The organism is Streptomyces sp. N50, from assembly GCF_033335955.1.
Classification (GTDB): domain Bacteria; phylum Actinomycetota; class Actinomycetes; order Streptomycetales; family Streptomycetaceae; genus Streptomyces.
Window position 1 is genome coordinate 1,368,176 of record NZ_CP137549.1, and the last position, 13,610, is coordinate 1,381,785.

At 70.1% G+C, this 13,610-nt stretch carries 14 protein-coding genes; 7 read left to right on the top strand and 7 right to left on the bottom strand.

Features of this window, described 5'->3' with window-relative positions:
* The first annotated feature begins 1,102 nt into the window (after nucleotides 1-1,102).
* Complete coding sequence (locus tag R2B38_RS05745; RefSeq protein WP_318015250.1) at nucleotides 1,103-1,249, top strand: hypothetical protein; 147 nt, start codon at nucleotides 1,103-1,105, stop codon at nucleotides 1,247-1,249.
* On the opposite strand, the gene R2B38_RS05750 is transcribed toward R2B38_RS05745, so the two are convergent.
* Nucleotides 1,216-2,046, bottom strand: a complete 831-nt coding sequence (locus tag R2B38_RS05750; protein WP_318021590.1) for a hypothetical protein — start codon at nucleotides 2,044-2,046, stop codon at nucleotides 1,216-1,218. The two genes, R2B38_RS05745 and R2B38_RS05750, sit on opposite strands and share 34 nt — an antisense overlap.
* Before the next feature lie 73 nt (nucleotides 2,047-2,119).
* Here R2B38_RS05750 and R2B38_RS05755 point away from each other — a divergent pair, with 73 nt between their 5' ends.
* A complete protein-coding gene (locus tag R2B38_RS05755; protein ID WP_318015251.1) occupies nucleotides 2,120-2,758 on the top strand; it encodes a TMEM175 family protein in 639 nt (212 codons plus the stop codon).
* A 14-nt stretch (nucleotides 2,759-2,772) separates the two neighbouring features.
* On the opposite strand, the gene R2B38_RS05760 is transcribed toward R2B38_RS05755, so the two are convergent.
* The gene (locus R2B38_RS05760; protein ID WP_318015252.1) at nucleotides 2,773-3,618 is read right to left on the bottom strand and encodes a hypothetical protein; all 846 of its coding nucleotides are present in this window, start codon (nucleotides 3,616-3,618) and stop codon (nucleotides 2,773-2,775) included.
* Between the two features lie 165 nt (nucleotides 3,619-3,783).
* On the opposite strand from R2B38_RS05760, the gene R2B38_RS05765 reads away from it, so the two are divergent.
* A complete protein-coding gene (locus R2B38_RS05765) occupies nucleotides 3,784-4,230 on the top strand; it encodes a MerR family transcriptional regulator (protein WP_318015253.1) in 447 nt (148 codons plus the stop codon).
* Entirely contained in the window at nucleotides 4,227-4,673 is a 447-nt protein-coding gene (locus R2B38_RS05770; RefSeq protein WP_318015254.1) for a carboxymuconolactone decarboxylase family protein, read from the top strand. Before R2B38_RS05765 ends, R2B38_RS05770 begins: the two co-directional genes overlap by 4 nt.
* Nucleotides 4,674-4,687: 14 nt before the next feature.
* Here R2B38_RS05770 and R2B38_RS05775 read toward each other — a convergent pair whose 3' ends face one another.
* Nucleotides 4,688-7,186 carry an alpha-L-arabinofuranosidase C-terminal domain-containing protein gene (locus R2B38_RS05775; RefSeq protein ID WP_318015255.1) on the bottom strand — a complete coding sequence of 833 codons (2,499 nt, stop codon included), beginning with the start codon at nucleotides 7,184-7,186 and terminating at the stop codon, nucleotides 4,688-4,690.
* Between the two features lie 345 nt (nucleotides 7,187-7,531).
* Here R2B38_RS05775 and R2B38_RS05780 point away from each other — a divergent pair, with 345 nt between their 5' ends.
* On the top strand, nucleotides 7,532-7,975 hold the full coding sequence (locus tag R2B38_RS05780; RefSeq protein ID WP_318021591.1) for a DUF6314 family protein: 444 nt from the start codon (nucleotides 7,532-7,534) through the stop codon (nucleotides 7,973-7,975).
* 16 nt (nucleotides 7,976-7,991) lie between these two features.
* Here the strand turns inward: R2B38_RS05780 and R2B38_RS05785 are convergent, their stop codons facing one another.
* Together R2B38_RS05785 and R2B38_RS05790 are read right to left on the bottom strand one after the other, a co-directional pair.
* On the bottom strand, nucleotides 7,992-8,585 hold the full coding sequence (locus tag R2B38_RS05785; RefSeq protein WP_033282187.1) for a histidine phosphatase family protein: 594 nt from the start codon (nucleotides 8,583-8,585) through the stop codon (nucleotides 7,992-7,994).
* Nucleotides 8,586-8,690: 105 nt separating this feature from the next.
* A complete protein-coding gene (locus tag R2B38_RS05790; RefSeq protein ID WP_318015256.1) occupies nucleotides 8,691-9,128 on the bottom strand; it encodes a GNAT family N-acetyltransferase in 438 nt (145 codons plus the stop codon).
* A 91-nt stretch (nucleotides 9,129-9,219) separates the two neighbouring features.
* On the opposite strand from R2B38_RS05790, the gene R2B38_RS05795 reads away from it, so the two are divergent.
* Entirely contained in the window at nucleotides 9,220-9,834 is a 615-nt protein-coding gene (locus R2B38_RS05795; RefSeq protein WP_318015257.1) for a DUF6461 domain-containing protein, read from the top strand.
* Here R2B38_RS05795 and R2B38_RS05800 read toward each other — a convergent pair.
* Nucleotides 9,831-11,267 carry a PLP-dependent aminotransferase family protein gene (locus R2B38_RS05800; protein WP_318015258.1) on the bottom strand — a complete coding sequence of 479 codons (1,437 nt, stop codon included), beginning with the start codon at nucleotides 11,265-11,267 and terminating at the stop codon, nucleotides 9,831-9,833. The two genes, R2B38_RS05795 and R2B38_RS05800, sit on opposite strands and share 4 nt — an antisense overlap.
* Here R2B38_RS05800 and R2B38_RS05805 point away from each other — a divergent pair.
* Nucleotides 11,266-12,210 (top strand): DMT family transporter, encoded by a 945-nt coding sequence (locus tag R2B38_RS05805; RefSeq protein WP_318015259.1) that lies wholly within the window; start codon nucleotides 11,266-11,268, stop codon nucleotides 12,208-12,210. The two genes, R2B38_RS05800 and R2B38_RS05805, sit on opposite strands and share 2 nt — an antisense overlap.
* 30 nt (nucleotides 12,211-12,240) lie before the next feature.
* On the opposite strand, the gene R2B38_RS05810 is transcribed toward R2B38_RS05805, so the two are convergent.
* On the bottom strand, nucleotides 12,241-13,485 hold the full coding sequence (locus R2B38_RS05810) for a glycoside hydrolase family 10 protein (protein WP_318015260.1): 1,245 nt from the start codon (nucleotides 13,483-13,485) through the stop codon (nucleotides 12,241-12,243).
* Nucleotides 13,486-13,610: the final 125 nt, after the last annotated feature.

A 13,610-nucleotide genomic window follows, 5' to 3' on the forward strand; every position in this document is an offset into this window, starting at 1 on the left:
CCGCAGGCAAGACCACAGTGGACTTTCACAGGAAATCGCGGGCATTCAGCCCCCGCCAAAGCGTCTCGCCGCAGGTAAATGCACATCAGGCGGGGCGTGGCCCGCCCACATCGTCCTGCGGACGGCCGGGACGAACAGCGTTGGGCAACTGGGGGAGGTCTGACGGGACCTGGAGGAGCAATTGGAATTTACTCAGGTCGCCGCTTATTGCCCGCCCCATGAAAGCCAGACCGGACCATGTTCCAGCGATTTGGACGGCGTGATCCTCCAGGACAATATGCGGCCTCAGCTCACCCTGCTGTTCCACTTCGGCCAGTTGCCGCTACCAGGGCAAGCTCATTGGACCCTTTTCCAGAAAACCTGACCAGCCGCGTCGAGAGTCCGGGACCTTGTCTCCGGCGCCCGCTGCTGCGGACGCCGGGGCCGCGTATTCTCTGCGCGATGGTCGTTCATGGGTTGCCACCTTCGAAGGGCTTACGGCAGTTCAATACGAGAAACCTTCAACGTCACCCATTCTAGATTATTGCCGCAATTCTTTGGGCAGGCACGGGGTTCCTCGAGTTCGCTCAATGTCCGCATGGAAACGTCCAGCGAATCGCAATCGGCCGGGCAGACCTCGTACCCGCTGATCAACTCTTGGGTACCGCCCGGCATTTCCCAGGGGTACGCGGCATCGAATCCGTCCGCATGCGCGTGCGCCGTTCCACCGCGTCGACTCCGTCGCCCGGATCCGAGGCCCGTGGCCCTGCGGAACACGCCCACAGCCAGCTCATGGAGCGGCCGCCCGGGGCGCAGGTCGCCGGGTGCCGACGCAACGCCTTCGCGCGACACCGACCGACCGGCCCGCAACACTCCTCGACGGATGAGCAGCACCCTGAGCGTCCCCGTGAGCATTCGCCCTCTGCCTCCACTCATACCCCTAAGATCGCATGCCGCGAGCTGCCAGAAAAGACCACCTCGTCCAAACTGTGCACGGCGGTCTGCGGACATTGAGAACTTTCCGGTCCTACACACTTGCAGGTGGCTGGATCAAAGAGGCTGCCCGGTCCAAAAGAGCCCGACCGGTACACGTCGGACCTCGGAACAAGAGGGAACGGGCTACTTGTCCGGGGAGGAGTTCCGGGCGGCGGGCATCACCGCGGGCGTCGAGATCGTGTTGTTCGCGTTGGTGGCCTGGCAGAGCGCCGCATTCAGCCGCTCCCGATCCGTGCCGGGTCAGGCACCGGTCGTACGGGCCGAGCGGGGCTGAGCACGCAGGGCGGGCAGCCGGGCACAGTCCTCAGCGCTCGCCAGGCCCTCGCCCAGGGCCAGCAGCGAGAGGAGCTGCACCGGGCGGCCGGCGGTGGCCGCGGCCTCCAGTTTGTGGTGGCCGTCGAGGAGGAAGTGCGTCAGACCCCAGTGCTGGGACTGGTCGTCCCCGAAGGCGATGGCGGGCTCGCACACGTCCAGCGTCGAGACCGCCACGGCCGTCGGGACCGCACCCCGGTCCATGAGCTCGACGTACTCCTCGACGCGCTCCCGGTCGTTCCACGTCGGCGGAACCATCGGCACGACGAACTCGTACAGGTGGGCGGACGCGTCGACCACCGTCTCGAAGGTCCGGTAGTACGGCGTGTGCGGGTACTCCGGGAGGCCCCAGAACTGGTCGATCCCCCAGGAGTCCACCTGCTCGCCGCTGAAGTAGTCGCCTTCCCGGCCCGGGATCACCAGCCGGGGCTCCACACGCAGCAGCACCGGAAGGTACTCGCCCTGTGGCAGCAACGCGCCGAACGCGTCGATCACACCGCCGTCACCGGGCTCGGCCAGCGTCCCGGTGAGCCGCTCCCGTACGTCCTCCAGCGACAGCTTCTGATTCGCGGTCACCAGCCGGCGGAACAGCAACGGGCACGTCCCGCACCAGTAGCTGAGCTCGAACGCGGGCTCCCCGTCGACCACGAGCAGTCTCCGCCCGGTCCGACCCCCGCTCCGCTGCGGCTCCGCCTCGAAGCGCAACCGCGCCTCGGCGTCCGGGACTCCGAGTCCGCGCGGCTCGTCACATCTGATCATCACGGACCGACCGTAAGCGGACCCAACGGTTCGGCACCACCGCTCACGGACGCGACGCCCTACTGTCGTCGGCATGACGGAGCCCGTCGCAGCGATGCGCACACCCGAGCACTCCCCCGGCACGGCACGCCTGATCGCGCTGTCCGACGGGATATACGCCATCGCGATGACGCTGCTCGTCATCAACGTCGCGGTCCCCTCGAATCTGGGCGACGCCGCCTTCCACAAGGCCCTGAGCGACGCCCTGCCCAGCCTCGGCGCCTTCGCGCTCAGCTTCACGCTCATCTCCGGCTTCTGGCGTGACCACCGCCGCATCCTCACGGCACTGCCCGTCGAGACGACCGTGGTCACCCGGCTGACCCTCCTCGGTCTCGGCCTGGTCGCGCTGCTGCCCTTCCCCACCGGGCTCCTGGCCGAGTACGCCTCCCAGCCCGACGCCGTAGCCCTCTACGCGAGCGCCATGGCCGCGATCCACGCGGTGCACGTGGCCCTGCTCCTGCTCACCCAACGCCAGGTGCACCCCTCACCCGAGTCCCCCGCCGCCAGGGCCCGCCGCCGCTTCACCGCCCAACTCGGCTCCAGCGTCCTGGTGTTCGGCCTGTCCATCCCCCTGGCCTTCCTCAACACGAAGGCCGCCATGTGGTTCTGGATCGCGCTCGTCCCCGCGCACTACGCCCTCGGCCACTACCGGCGCCGGCCGGCGCGGGACTGACACCTCCCGCTCGGTCAGGACCGCTCGGCGAGTACGGCTTCGAGGTGGGCGACGTGGCGGGCCTCGGCCTCTTTGCGGACGGCGGCGAAACGGCGGTCGACGATCAGCACGGGGATCAGCCAGAGGTAACCCCACACGCTGAAGTGGTCCACCACTCCCGTCCGCCGAAGCGCCGTGTTGGTGGCGAAGCACAGGATGAGGCTGACCGCCCACGCGGCCGTCCGGTACCGGCCGAGGAGGCGTACCGGCGCGTTCCACGGGCCGGACAGCGCCTCCAGGGTCGTGGCACGCACGGTGGCGGCCCGGTCGACGCTCCCGGCGCCCCGCGTGATCGCGCCGCCGCCGTCGCCGCCGTCGCCGTCTCGCTGCCGAAGGTCCTCGGCCAGGGCGCGGGCCTGGGCCTCGGTGTCACGGCCCTGAAGCGCACCGACCACCGCCCTCATCCTGATGTCGTCCCAGTAGCCGCGCCGGGCCCAGCGCTCGGCGGCGGCGAGCTGCTCGGCCTCGGCGGACTCCGGTGCCAGTTCCTTCAGGCGCCGGGAGAGAACGGAGGCCCGCGCGGCACGGCCGGGGTACTCGAACGCGTCGGCGCGCAGGCACAGTTCGGCGTAACCGGCGAGGAGCCCGAGATGGTCGGCGTCGAGCCCGAGCCCCGCCCGGAACGCCTCCTCCGCGCGGTCGTCGTGGTCGTCGTCGTCCTCGACGGCATGTCCGAGGGCCAGCCAGCAGTAGAGATCGGGCTGCGGCCCCAGCTCGTCCAGCCCCTCCTGCGCGGCACGCCGGACGGCCGCGTTCCCCCCCGCCAGGAACAGCTGCTCGCAGCGGTCCTGGTACACGTCGACCGCGGTCGTCCCGCTCATGTGGAATTCCCCCTCGCCCACTCCCTCCCCGGGAGCCGGACAAGTGTGCGGGGCGGGTAATCCCCAGGTCAAGCGCGGTTCAACGGTTCGGATCCGGGTCCCGCGCCCGCAGTGGTCCCCGGCCCGCTTGACCTGGAGTGCGCTCCAGGTTCTACGGTTGTGTTCATGAGCAGCGGACAGCCCCCGGAACCCCTCCCCCGGGACCGGGAACCCACCCTCACCATCGCCCAGGTCGCCGAGCGCACCGGTCTCTCGCACGACACGCTGCGCTACTACGAGAAGGCCGGCCTCATCGAGCGGGTCGGACGGACCACCGGCAACCAACGGCGGTACCAGGCGGCGGACTTGGCCTGGCTGGAGTTTCTGCTGCGGCTGCGCGAGACGGGTATGTCGATCGCCGACATGCAGCGGTTCGCGGGGCTGCGGGCGGCGGGGAACGTCACGGTCGCCGACCGGCTGGCGATGCTCCGTGAGCACCGCGCCGAACTGGCCGACCGGATCAGGGCGTTGCGCCGCAACGCGTCCGCGCTGGACAACAAGATCGACCACTACGAACAGCTGCTCCTCGACGAGGTCGAGCACGAGCGGCCGGGATCGGATGAACCGACATGAGCGCGAGCACCACCCGTGAAGAGCGTTTCACCCACGGCCTGGAGGTCCTGAAGCGGGTCGACGGCGAGGCCGGGCAGCGCGTCGTCGACTCGCTCGCCGACATCAACCCCGAACTGGGCCACCAGGTCGTCGCCTGGGCCTTCGGCGAGATCTACGACCGTCCCGGACTCGCCCCGCGCGACCGCCAGTTGGTGACGCTGGGCATGCTCACCGCGCTCGGCGGCTGCGAGGCGCAGCTCGACGTGCACGTGAACGCGGCACTGAACGTGGGCCTCACGCCCGAGGAGATCATCGAGGCCCTCACGCACTCCGCCGTGTACTGCGGCATCCCCAAGGCGCTCAACGCCACCTTCGCCGCGAAGAAGGTCTTCGCCGAGCGCGGACTGCTGCCGCTGGGACAGCAGCCCACGCCGGACACCCAAGCTGGAGTCACCTCCGCCTGATTCTCAGGGAGTTGCTACTTCTGCGGGATCCTCAGGAACGTGACGGAGTTCGCCGGGAAGGTGTAACTGAACCTGTCGGCAACCCCGTTGACGGTGGACACGACCGGCGCGACCGCCGTCGCCGTCTCGCTGTTCACCGCGTCGGGCGCGGCGGCGAGCGTGGTCACCTTCGCCCTGGACACGACCTTGGCGCCGCCGAGATCGATCGCCGTACGGGCCGCCGAGGACTGGTCGTTGACGACCTTGACGATCAGGTCACCGGTCTTCGCGTCCTTGGTGACGACCTGGCGGAACGGCTCGGCCGGCTTGTCGTCGGCGAAGCTGCCCCACTCCTGGCCGTCGAGGTACAGGGTGACCTGACGGCCCCTCACCTTGATGTCGACGTCGTAGGCACGGCCCGTCTCGATGGTCCCCGGCTTGGCGATCAGCGTCGACTTGCCGCCGTCCACGGCCTGTTCGACCGCGGTCTGGGTGTTGTTCCAGCCGCCCAGGTTCCACCAGTAGTAGTTGCCGGTGTCCTTGACCCCGAACGCGACCAAGAAGCCTTCTTTCCCTGCCTTCTTGGTGGCCTTCACGTGCAGGTCGTAGTCGTGCCAGGCCGGGTCGCCCGCCGACACCATGGTGTTCTCGGCGGCGGTGTCGGTCTGGACGTACTGCCCGTCCTCAAGGCTCCAACTCCCGCCGCCCGTATGGGTCCACCGGTCCGTCGTGTCACCGGAGAAGTCGTCGGAGAACACCGCCGAACCGTCCGCCGCCGTCACCTTCACATCGTCGTACGCCGCGCTCGTCGCCCAGGTCGACAGGCCGACCGCTCCGGAGATCGGGGCGGCAAGTGAGGGGGTGCCGGTGGCAGTTGACGGCACCACCCGGCTGCCGACGTTGTTCATGAACAGCTTCTGGACCTCGTAGTTGGCGGAGCCCCAGGACGCGTGGTTGTTGAACCACACCAGGTCCGGGCGCCACTGGACGTAGTCCTCGTTGGCGAACAGCGGTGCGTAGGAGGCGAGTTTGACCACGTCGGCGTTGCGTTCCAGGCCGGTCATGTAGGCGGCCTCGGCGAGGCCGTTCTTGAACGCGTTGCCGCCGGAGGCGTATTCGCCGAGGAAGACCTTCGGGCCGGTGCGGTCGTAGGAGTCGTAGCGGTCGTTGTTCTGCAGGAACCACTGCGGGCTGTTGTAGTAGTGCTCGTCGACCATGTCGACCTTGGCGTCCTTGTTGAGCTGCCAGGCCGTGTCGAAGGTCGAACCGCTGTCGTCCGGGCCCGCGTTGGAGATCACGGTCATGTACGGGTACTTGGCCTCGATCGCCGTACGGAACCGGGTGAAGCGGGCGAAGAACTCGGCGGGGAGGTTCTCTTCGTTGCCGACCTCGATGTGGGTGAGGTGGAAGGGCTTGGGGTGGCCCATCTCGGCACGCAGCCCGCCCCACTTCGACGTCACCGGTCCGTTGGCGAACTCGACGAGATCCAGGGTGTCCTGGATGTGCCGCTGGAGCAGCGCCGGGTCGTCGACGGCCTTGTTCTGGCCGCAGCCGGTCACCAGGGCCGGTACGACGGGCAGGGGCATCGCGCCGATGTCCTCGGCGAAGCGGAAGTACTCGTAGTAGCCGAGGCCGTAACTCTGGTTGTATCCCCAGAAGTTGGAGTTCGTGGCGCGGGTCTCGACCGGGCCTACCGTGTCCTTCCACTGGTACGAGCGCTTGCGCTGGTAGCCGGAGGCGGCGCTGTAGTCGTCCATGGAACCGGTGTTGACCAGGCAGCCGCCGGGGAAGCGCACGAAGCCCGGGTGCAGGGCGGCGATCTTCTCGGCGAGGTCCTTGCGCAGGCCGTTCGGCTCGTGCTTGTAGGTGTCGCGGGGGAAGAGGGACACCATGTCGAGGGCGGAGGCGTCGGAGGTGCCGACGGTGAGGCGGCCGGTGGCGCTGGTGCGGGTCGCGGTGAACGTCGCCTTGTACTGGGCCCAGCCGTTCTTCCTCACCCGCAGCTGGCGTGCCGTCGCCAGGGTGCCGCCGGTGTCCTGGAGGCTCACGGTGAGGGTGGTGCCGCTGTCGGCGCGGGCCCAGACCGAGAAGTCGTACTTCTTGCCGTCCTCGACGGCGATGCCGGTGTTGTAACCGGCGTTCGTGACGGACGAACTCGCCGCCAGGGACAGGTAGTCGCGGTTGGTCTCGTTGAGGCGGCCGGCGTCGTTCACCACCTGGGCCGTGCCCGCGACCGTCCAACCGGTCAGCGGGGTGTACGACTTGTTGTCGTCGGTGGAGTACTCGAAGGACCGGTTCTGCACGAGCTCGGCGTACAGACCGCCGTCGGCCGCGCGGTTGATGTCCTCGAAGAAGACGCCGTACATCGTCCTGTCGATCGCGGCGCCCCGCGCCGACGGGTCGACGGTGATCGCGTAGTCGGTGACGTCCGTGACGTCCTCGGCGTGGGCGGGTGCGGGGACGACGGCCGTCGCCAGCAGGAAAGCGCTTGCCCCTAAGGCAAGTCTCAGGCGGGTGCGGCTGGTGCGTGACATGGATACTCCGCGGCTCTTGAAGGTGCCCTAAAGCGGCTCCGCAACTGCCCGGAAGCCGCTCTGAGGTTGTTCGAAATACCAGACATCGGTCAGCACTTCGAACGGCAAGATAGGGAAGGGTCGTGAGCACGTCAACAGGGCCGGGGCGTGGAGGGACGTAGGGTCGAGGGCATGCACGCGCTGTTGCCCTACCTCGTCACGCTCGGCGCCCTGGCCGCGTACGAGGAGGTCTCCCGGGCCACGAGGCCACGCGTCGCACTACGAGATCCGGGCCCAGGGCGCACGCAAGGCGCCTACCGACTCGCCGGACGGACGGCGTCGTCGGCGGCGCGGGAAGGGGTGAAGATGGGCGGGTTCTGGCCGGTGCCCGATGTGTTGGCGTATCTGTCCGGGAGTTGGCGGGTGCGGAGGTCGGTACGAGACCTGGCGAGCGGGGACGAGGGCGACTTCACGGGTACGACCGTCTTCAGCGCACTGCCCGAAGGAGGCCTGCTGCACACGGAGCTGGGCACCTTCACCTGGCAGGGCGTGGCCCGCCCCGCCGAACGGACCCTACGGTTCCTGCCGGGCGGGGCCCCTGCGGCGGCCGACGTCCGCTTCGGCGACGGGCGGCCGTTCCACGACCTGGATCTGACCTCGGGGCACCATGTGGCCGACCATCCCTGTTCGGCGGATCTGTACCGGGGCGAGTTCACGGTTCTGGACGCGGACCACTGGCGGACGGTGTGGCGGGTGGGCGGTCCGGCGAAGGATCTGGTGCTGAGTACGGAGTATGCGCGCGGGAGTTGAGGGTCGGCGGCCCGCCCTACACGCGCCTCGACTGAACCCCCGCCCCGTCGAACCGCAGGTTCCACCGCCCCGCATGCCCGGTGACCGTGGTCGTCGACAGTGGGCGTACGTCGAAGTTCCAGTAGGTCGACGGGGGTGCCTTGAGGGCGTAGACCAACGCGGCGCGGATGACGGAGGGTTCGGCTACGGCGACGATGCGGCCGCCGTCGTCGTCCGGGCGGGTGTCCAGCCAGCCGCCGACGCGGGCGATGAAGGCCAGCAGGGACTCGCCGCCGTGCGGGGTCGAGCGCGGGTCGGCGAGCCAGGCGTCGACCAGGGCCGGTTCGCGGGCCATCGCCTCCCCCAGGGTCAGGCCGCGCCAGCGGCCCATGTCACAGTCGCGCAGGGCGAGTTGCACCAGCGGGGTGTACCCGAGGCCGTCGCCGGTGGTGCGGCTGCGCGGGGTCGGTGAGCAGTAGCGCAGCTCCGCCGCCGCCAAGGGCAGCAGGACCGGGGCGGCGCGCTGCACCTCGTCCCATCCCGCCTGGTCCAGCGGGCGGTCGTCCTCGAAGCGCTCCGCGAGCAACGGGGAGCTGCGCGCGGCGGCGACGAACGTGACCCGAAGTTGCATGCGGCGATCGTGATCCCGCCGAAGTACGCAGGTCAAGGGGGGCCGGATGAGAGTTACCCAGGGTGGGCGAAACCTCACCTCGAAGGTCGGGACCAGGCGGACAACTCACTCCAAACCGAGGGCCATCCACCGGTCGGGCCGCTCCAACGGCTTGAATCCGACCTTCTCGTACACCCCGTGGGCGTCGTGCGTGGCGAGCAGGATCCGCCGCAGTCCGAACGGCCGCAGCTCCTCGCACACGGCGCCGACGAACGCCGTACCGATGCCCTTGCCGCGCGCCGACGGGTCCACGTACACGTCGCACAGCCACGCGAACGCGGCGTGGTCGGTGACCACGCGCGCGTACGCCACCTGCTCCCCCGAAGCCGTGTCGTACACCCCGAAGTTCATCGAGGACGCGACCGCGCGCTCGTGCTTCTCGCGGGGCCGGTCCTTCGCCCAGTAGGCGTCGGTGGACAGCCAGCGGTGGGTGCGGGCGATGTCGACGCGGGCGGGGTCGGCGGAGAACTCATAGCCGTCGGGGAGGCTCGGGATGTCGTTCATGGCGGGAGAATCACAGGTCGGAGGGCAGGGTGTCGAGCGGTTTTCACCTGCGGAACGGGCGTTGTCAGTGGTGCGTGGCAGGCTTCGAGACATGACCCGGATGACGACCGCCGCCGACTACACCTGGCTCCAGACGGAGCATTCCCCGCTGATGCACGCCTACTGCGTCACGCTGGTCCGGGACATCACACCGGACCGGCTGCTCCATGAGCTGGGAGCGGAGCCGGAGTTGATAAGGGTCAAGGGTGTCGAGCCCCTGCGCGAGCCGTCGTACACCACCTGGGGCGAGCATTACGGGGACCCGCTGTTCGTCGGTGTCGCCGCGATCGGCGACTGGTCGCTGATGGTCGAGCACAACGGCTATCTGGGCGTCACCAGCGCGGCCATGCTCCCCGTCTCGCGCGGGCGCACAGTGGTCTCCCACTTCCGCAACGTGAACGCGGTGGACCGCTTCTACTGGTTCGAGGACGGCGAGACACGGCTGCGCTTCGAGCCGCTCTTCGCCTACTCCCGGGACGGCAGTCACGCGGACGAACCCGAACTCCTCGCCGGGATGCGGGAGTCGGGCTTCGATCTGAGGGAGGGCGACGACCGGAGCTACGACCTGCACACCGAGGCGGCCTTCGCGCTCGCCCATCGCCTCACGGGCGTCCATCTGACGCCGGAGCTGTTCGCGTCCCTGGAGTTCACCGGTGCCCTGGTCTAGCGCACCTCGTCATGGGCCGCCCGAAGCCGTCGTACGCCCTCCACGATCTCCCCCGTCCCCGCGACCGCCGCGAAGCTCAACCGGACGTGGGCGGCCGGGGGTTCGGCGCTGAAGTAGGGGCGACCGGGGGTGATGGCGACGCCCGCGCGGAGGGCCGCGATCGCCAGGGACTGCTCGTCCATGCCGTCGGGGAGTCGGAGCCAGAGGTGGTAGCCGCCGGAGGGGATGTGCGGGAGGGAGAAGGCGGGGAGTTCCAGGCGCAGGGCGGCCGTCATCGTGTCGCGGCGGGTCTTCAACTCCGTTGAGATCGCCCGGAGATGGCGTGGCCAGGCCGGGGAGCCGACGAGTTCGAGGGCCGCTTCCTGGAGCGGGCGGGGGACGAAGAAGGTGTCGACGACCTGGATGGCGCGCAGCCGTTCCAGTACGGGGCCGTGCGCGGCGAGGGCGCTGACCCGGAAGCTGGGCGAGGTCGCCTTGGTGAGCGAGCCGACGTGGACGACGACTCCGTCGGGGTCGTCGGCGGCGAGCGGACGCGGCAGCGGGCCCGCGTCCTCGTGCACCAGCCGTCGTACGAAGTCGTCCTCGATGACGAACGCGCCCGCGTCCCGGGCGATGCGCAGGACCTCCGGGCGGCGGGCGGGGGCGAGGACCGCGCCGGTCGGGTTCTGGAACAGGGGCTGGCAGACGAAGACCCGGGCGCCGGTCGCGCGGAACGCGTCGGCGAGCAGGGCCGGTTTCACGCCGTCCGCGTCCACCGGTACCGGGACCGGGCGCAGACCGGCTGCCCGCGCGATCGCCAACATGCCCGGGTAGGTGGGCGATTCGACCAGGACCGGTGCGCCGGGCGGGGCGAGCGCCCGCAGTGCGGTGGTGAGCGCGGTCTGGCCGCCCGCGCTGACCAGGACGTCGGCGGCCGTCACCGCTCCGCCGACGCTGCGCGCGAACCACTCGCGCAGTTCCGGCAGGCCCTCCATCGGCGGTCGGCCCCAGGCCCCGGGGCGACGGCCTGCCCGGGACAGGGCCGCGGCCATCGCGCGCTCGGGCTGCAAGGAGGGGTGCAGATAGCCGCCGTTGAACTCGATCACGCCCGGCGGCGGGACGGCCAGCGTGGCCAGGACCGCGGACGCGTCCACCGTGCGCGGGACGAAGTCGGCGGTGCCGTCCGCGCTGAGCGCGACCTCCTGCCAGGAGGTGTCCCCCGAGGCGGTGGCGGTCGCGGGGCGGGGCGTCGCCCGGAAGGCGCCGGCGCCGGGCCGGGTGACCACCAGCCCCTCGGCGGCCAGCTGCGCGAGGGCGCGCGAGACGGTCACGGGGCTCACCCGGAACCGTTCGACGAGCGCCCGGCTCGACGGCAGCTTTCCACCGGGAGAGTAGCGGTTGAGTTCCTGTCGCAGGTGATCCGCCAGTTCACCGACACTGCTACGCTCTTGCATGAGAGCACACGATAGCGCTACTGCCCCGAGCCCGATAGCGGTCAGCACCACCGGTCCCATTCCCACCGCACCGGCCCCTGCGCTCGGCGTCCGCGCCGGTACGGTCCAGGCCGCGCTCGGTGTGATCGCCTTCTCCCTCACCTTCCCCGCCACCGCCTGGGCGCTCGAAGGCTTCGGCGCCTGGTCGCTGGTGGCCGTGCGCAGCGTCCTCGCCGCGGTCATCGCGGGCGGCTGTCTGCTGGCGCTCCGCGTCCGCGTGCCCGGCCGTCGGCACTGGGGCGGGTTGGCCGTCGTAGCCGCCGGAGTGGTGGTCGGTTTCCCGCTGCTCACCACGCTCGCGCTGGAGACCTCGACCACCGCGCACGCGGCGGTGGTTGTCGGTCTGCTGCCGCTGACGACCGCCGCCCTGTCCGCGCTGCGCACCGGCATCCGTCCCTCGCGCACCTTCTGGACGGCCGCGCTCGCGGGCGCCGGCGCGGTGCTCGCCTTCACGGTCCAGCAGAGCGGCGGCGCCGTGACCACCGCCGACCTGTATCTCCTCGCCGCGCTCCTGGTCTGCGCGGCGGGTTACACGGAGGGCGGCCGACTGGCCCGGGTCATGCCCGGCTGGCAGGTCATCGCCTGGGCGCTGGTCCTCTGCCTGCCGCTCACCGTGCCTGCCGCCACGCTCGCCCTGTCGTACGACACCCCGCACCTCACCGCGCACAGCGTGGCCGGGCTGCTGTGGGTCGCCGCCGGTTCGCAGTTCCTCGGGCTGGTCGTCTGGTACCGGGGCATGGCGGCGATCGGCGTCCCGAAGGCGAGCCAGCTCCAACTCGCCCAACCGCTCCTCACATTGGTGTGGTCGGTCCTGCTGCTCGGCGAACACCTGCCCGTGGCGGCCCCGTTGACCGCGGCGGCGGTGCTGGTGTGCATCGCCGTCACGCAACGGGCCCGGAGTTGAGAGGCCAAACGCCGCTTCCGGAAAGGGAGTTCAGCGCGGAGCCTTCGCGGGCTCCTGGTAGTGATCGGCGACCACGCGTGCCATCGCCCCGAACGAGTCCACGGCCACATCCCGGGCCGCGAAGAACACATGCCCGCCGACCTCGGGGTACTTCGCGGCGAGAGTGAGGTGCCGGGACAGCTCGGCCGGGTCCTGCCAGGCCGCGGGCTGTGCCGGGTCGCCCGCCTTGTACAGCGCCTCACCCGCGTACAACCGCGTCTTCGTGCCGCGCGCGACCTCCGCCCACCAGGGCACCAGCTTCGCGTAGTCGGCGGCGGCGAAGCCGATGTTCCAGTACAGCTGCGGGACGATGTAGTCGATCCAGTTCTCGCGCACCCACGTGCGGGTGTCCGCGCAGAGGTCGTCGTACGTCTGCACCCCCGCCCGGGTGTCGGAGCCGCGCGGGTCGGTCGCGATGTTGCGCCACACGCCGAAGGGGCTGATCCCGAAGCGCGTGCCCGGGCGGATCTGCTGGATACGGGCCGCGGTCTCACGGATCAGCTTGTCGATGTTGTCGCGGCGCCAGGCGGCCCGATCGGCGAATCCGCCGCCGTACTTGTCGTAGGCCGCGTCGTCGTCGAAGGTCTGTCCGGCCACCGGGTACGGATAGAAGTAATCGTCGAAGTGGACCCCGTCCACGGGGTACCTCTTCACCGCGTCGAGGATCGCGTCCTCTACGAAGGCGCGGACCTGGGGCAACCCGGGGTTGTAGTAGAGCTTCCCGCCGTACGCCACCACCCAGTCCGGGTGCTTGCGCGCGGGGTGCGAGGCGACGAGCTTGGTCAGGTCGGTGTTGTTGGCGATCCGGTACGGGTTGAACCAGGCATGCAACTGAAGCCCCCGCACATGAGCCTCTTCCACGGCCGTCCCGAGCGGGTCCCAGCCGGGGTCCTGGCCCTGGGTGCCGGTCAGGTACTGCGACCAGGGCTCGTACGGCGAGGGCCACAACGCGTCGGCGGTGGGCCGTACTTGGAACATCACCGTGTTGAGGCGGTCGCGGACAGCCGTGTCGAGGTGGGCGATCAGTTCGGTGCGCTGCTGTGCCGCGGTGAGCCCCGGGCGGGAGGGCCAGTCGCGGTTGGCGACCGTCGCCAGCCACACGCCCCGCATCTCGGTGACCCCGCGCGGACGACCTGCCGGCCTCTGCGCGTACCCGGTGTCGGCCGCCGCGCTGCCCGTCGTGGCCAGCGTCGACAGCGCGGCCATCGCGAACGCCCGACGTGACAATCGCCCCATCTGCACACCCCCATACGCTGTGGATCCGTGCCGTCACGGATCGTCTCCGCGCCCCAGAATGCCCGACCCCGGCGATCGATCATCGATACTTGCGGGTAACGTGCACGATCGGAGCAGGCACCTGG

What these genes read in the sequence shown, in the direction of transcription:
- R2B38_RS05810 (WP_318015260.1), bottom strand. Translation starts at nt 13,485, where the DNA reads ATGGGGCGATTGTCACGTCGGGCGTTCGCGATGGCCGCGCTGTCGACG.
- R2B38_RS05805 (WP_318015259.1), top strand. Translation starts at nt 11,266, where the DNA reads ATGAGAGCACACGATAGCGCTACTGCCCCGAGCCCGATAGCGGTCAGC.
- R2B38_RS05800 (WP_318015258.1), bottom strand. Translation starts at nt 11,267, where the DNA reads ATGCAAGAGCGTAGCAGTGTCGGTGAACTGGCGGATCACCTGCGACAG.
- R2B38_RS05755 (WP_318015251.1), top strand. Translation starts at nt 2,120, where the DNA reads ATGACGGAGCCCGTCGCAGCGATGCGCACACCCGAGCACTCCCCCGGC.
- R2B38_RS05785 (WP_033282187.1), bottom strand. Translation starts at nt 8,585, where the DNA reads ATGCAACTTCGGGTCACGTTCGTCGCCGCCGCGCGCAGCTCCCCGTTG.
- R2B38_RS05775 (WP_318015255.1), bottom strand. Translation starts at nt 7,186, where the DNA reads ATGTCACGCACCAGCCGCACCCGCCTGAGACTTGCCTTAGGGGCAAGC.
- R2B38_RS05780 (WP_318021591.1), top strand. Translation starts at nt 7,532, where the DNA reads ATGGGCGGGTTCTGGCCGGTGCCCGATGTGTTGGCGTATCTGTCCGGG.
- R2B38_RS05765 (WP_318015253.1), top strand. Translation starts at nt 3,784, where the DNA reads ATGAGCAGCGGACAGCCCCCGGAACCCCTCCCCCGGGACCGGGAACCC.
- R2B38_RS05760 (WP_318015252.1), bottom strand. Translation starts at nt 3,618, where the DNA reads ATGAGCGGGACGACCGCGGTCGACGTGTACCAGGACCGCTGCGAGCAG.
- R2B38_RS05795 (WP_318015257.1), top strand. Translation starts at nt 9,220, where the DNA reads ATGACCCGGATGACGACCGCCGCCGACTACACCTGGCTCCAGACGGAG.
- R2B38_RS05790 (WP_318015256.1), bottom strand. Translation starts at nt 9,128, where the DNA reads ATGAACGACATCCCGAGCCTCCCCGACGGCTATGAGTTCTCCGCCGAC.
- R2B38_RS05750 (WP_318021590.1), bottom strand. Translation starts at nt 2,046, where the DNA reads ATGATCAGATGTGACGAGCCGCGCGGACTCGGAGTCCCGGACGCCGAG.
- R2B38_RS05770 (WP_318015254.1), top strand. Translation starts at nt 4,227, where the DNA reads ATGAGCGCGAGCACCACCCGTGAAGAGCGTTTCACCCACGGCCTGGAG.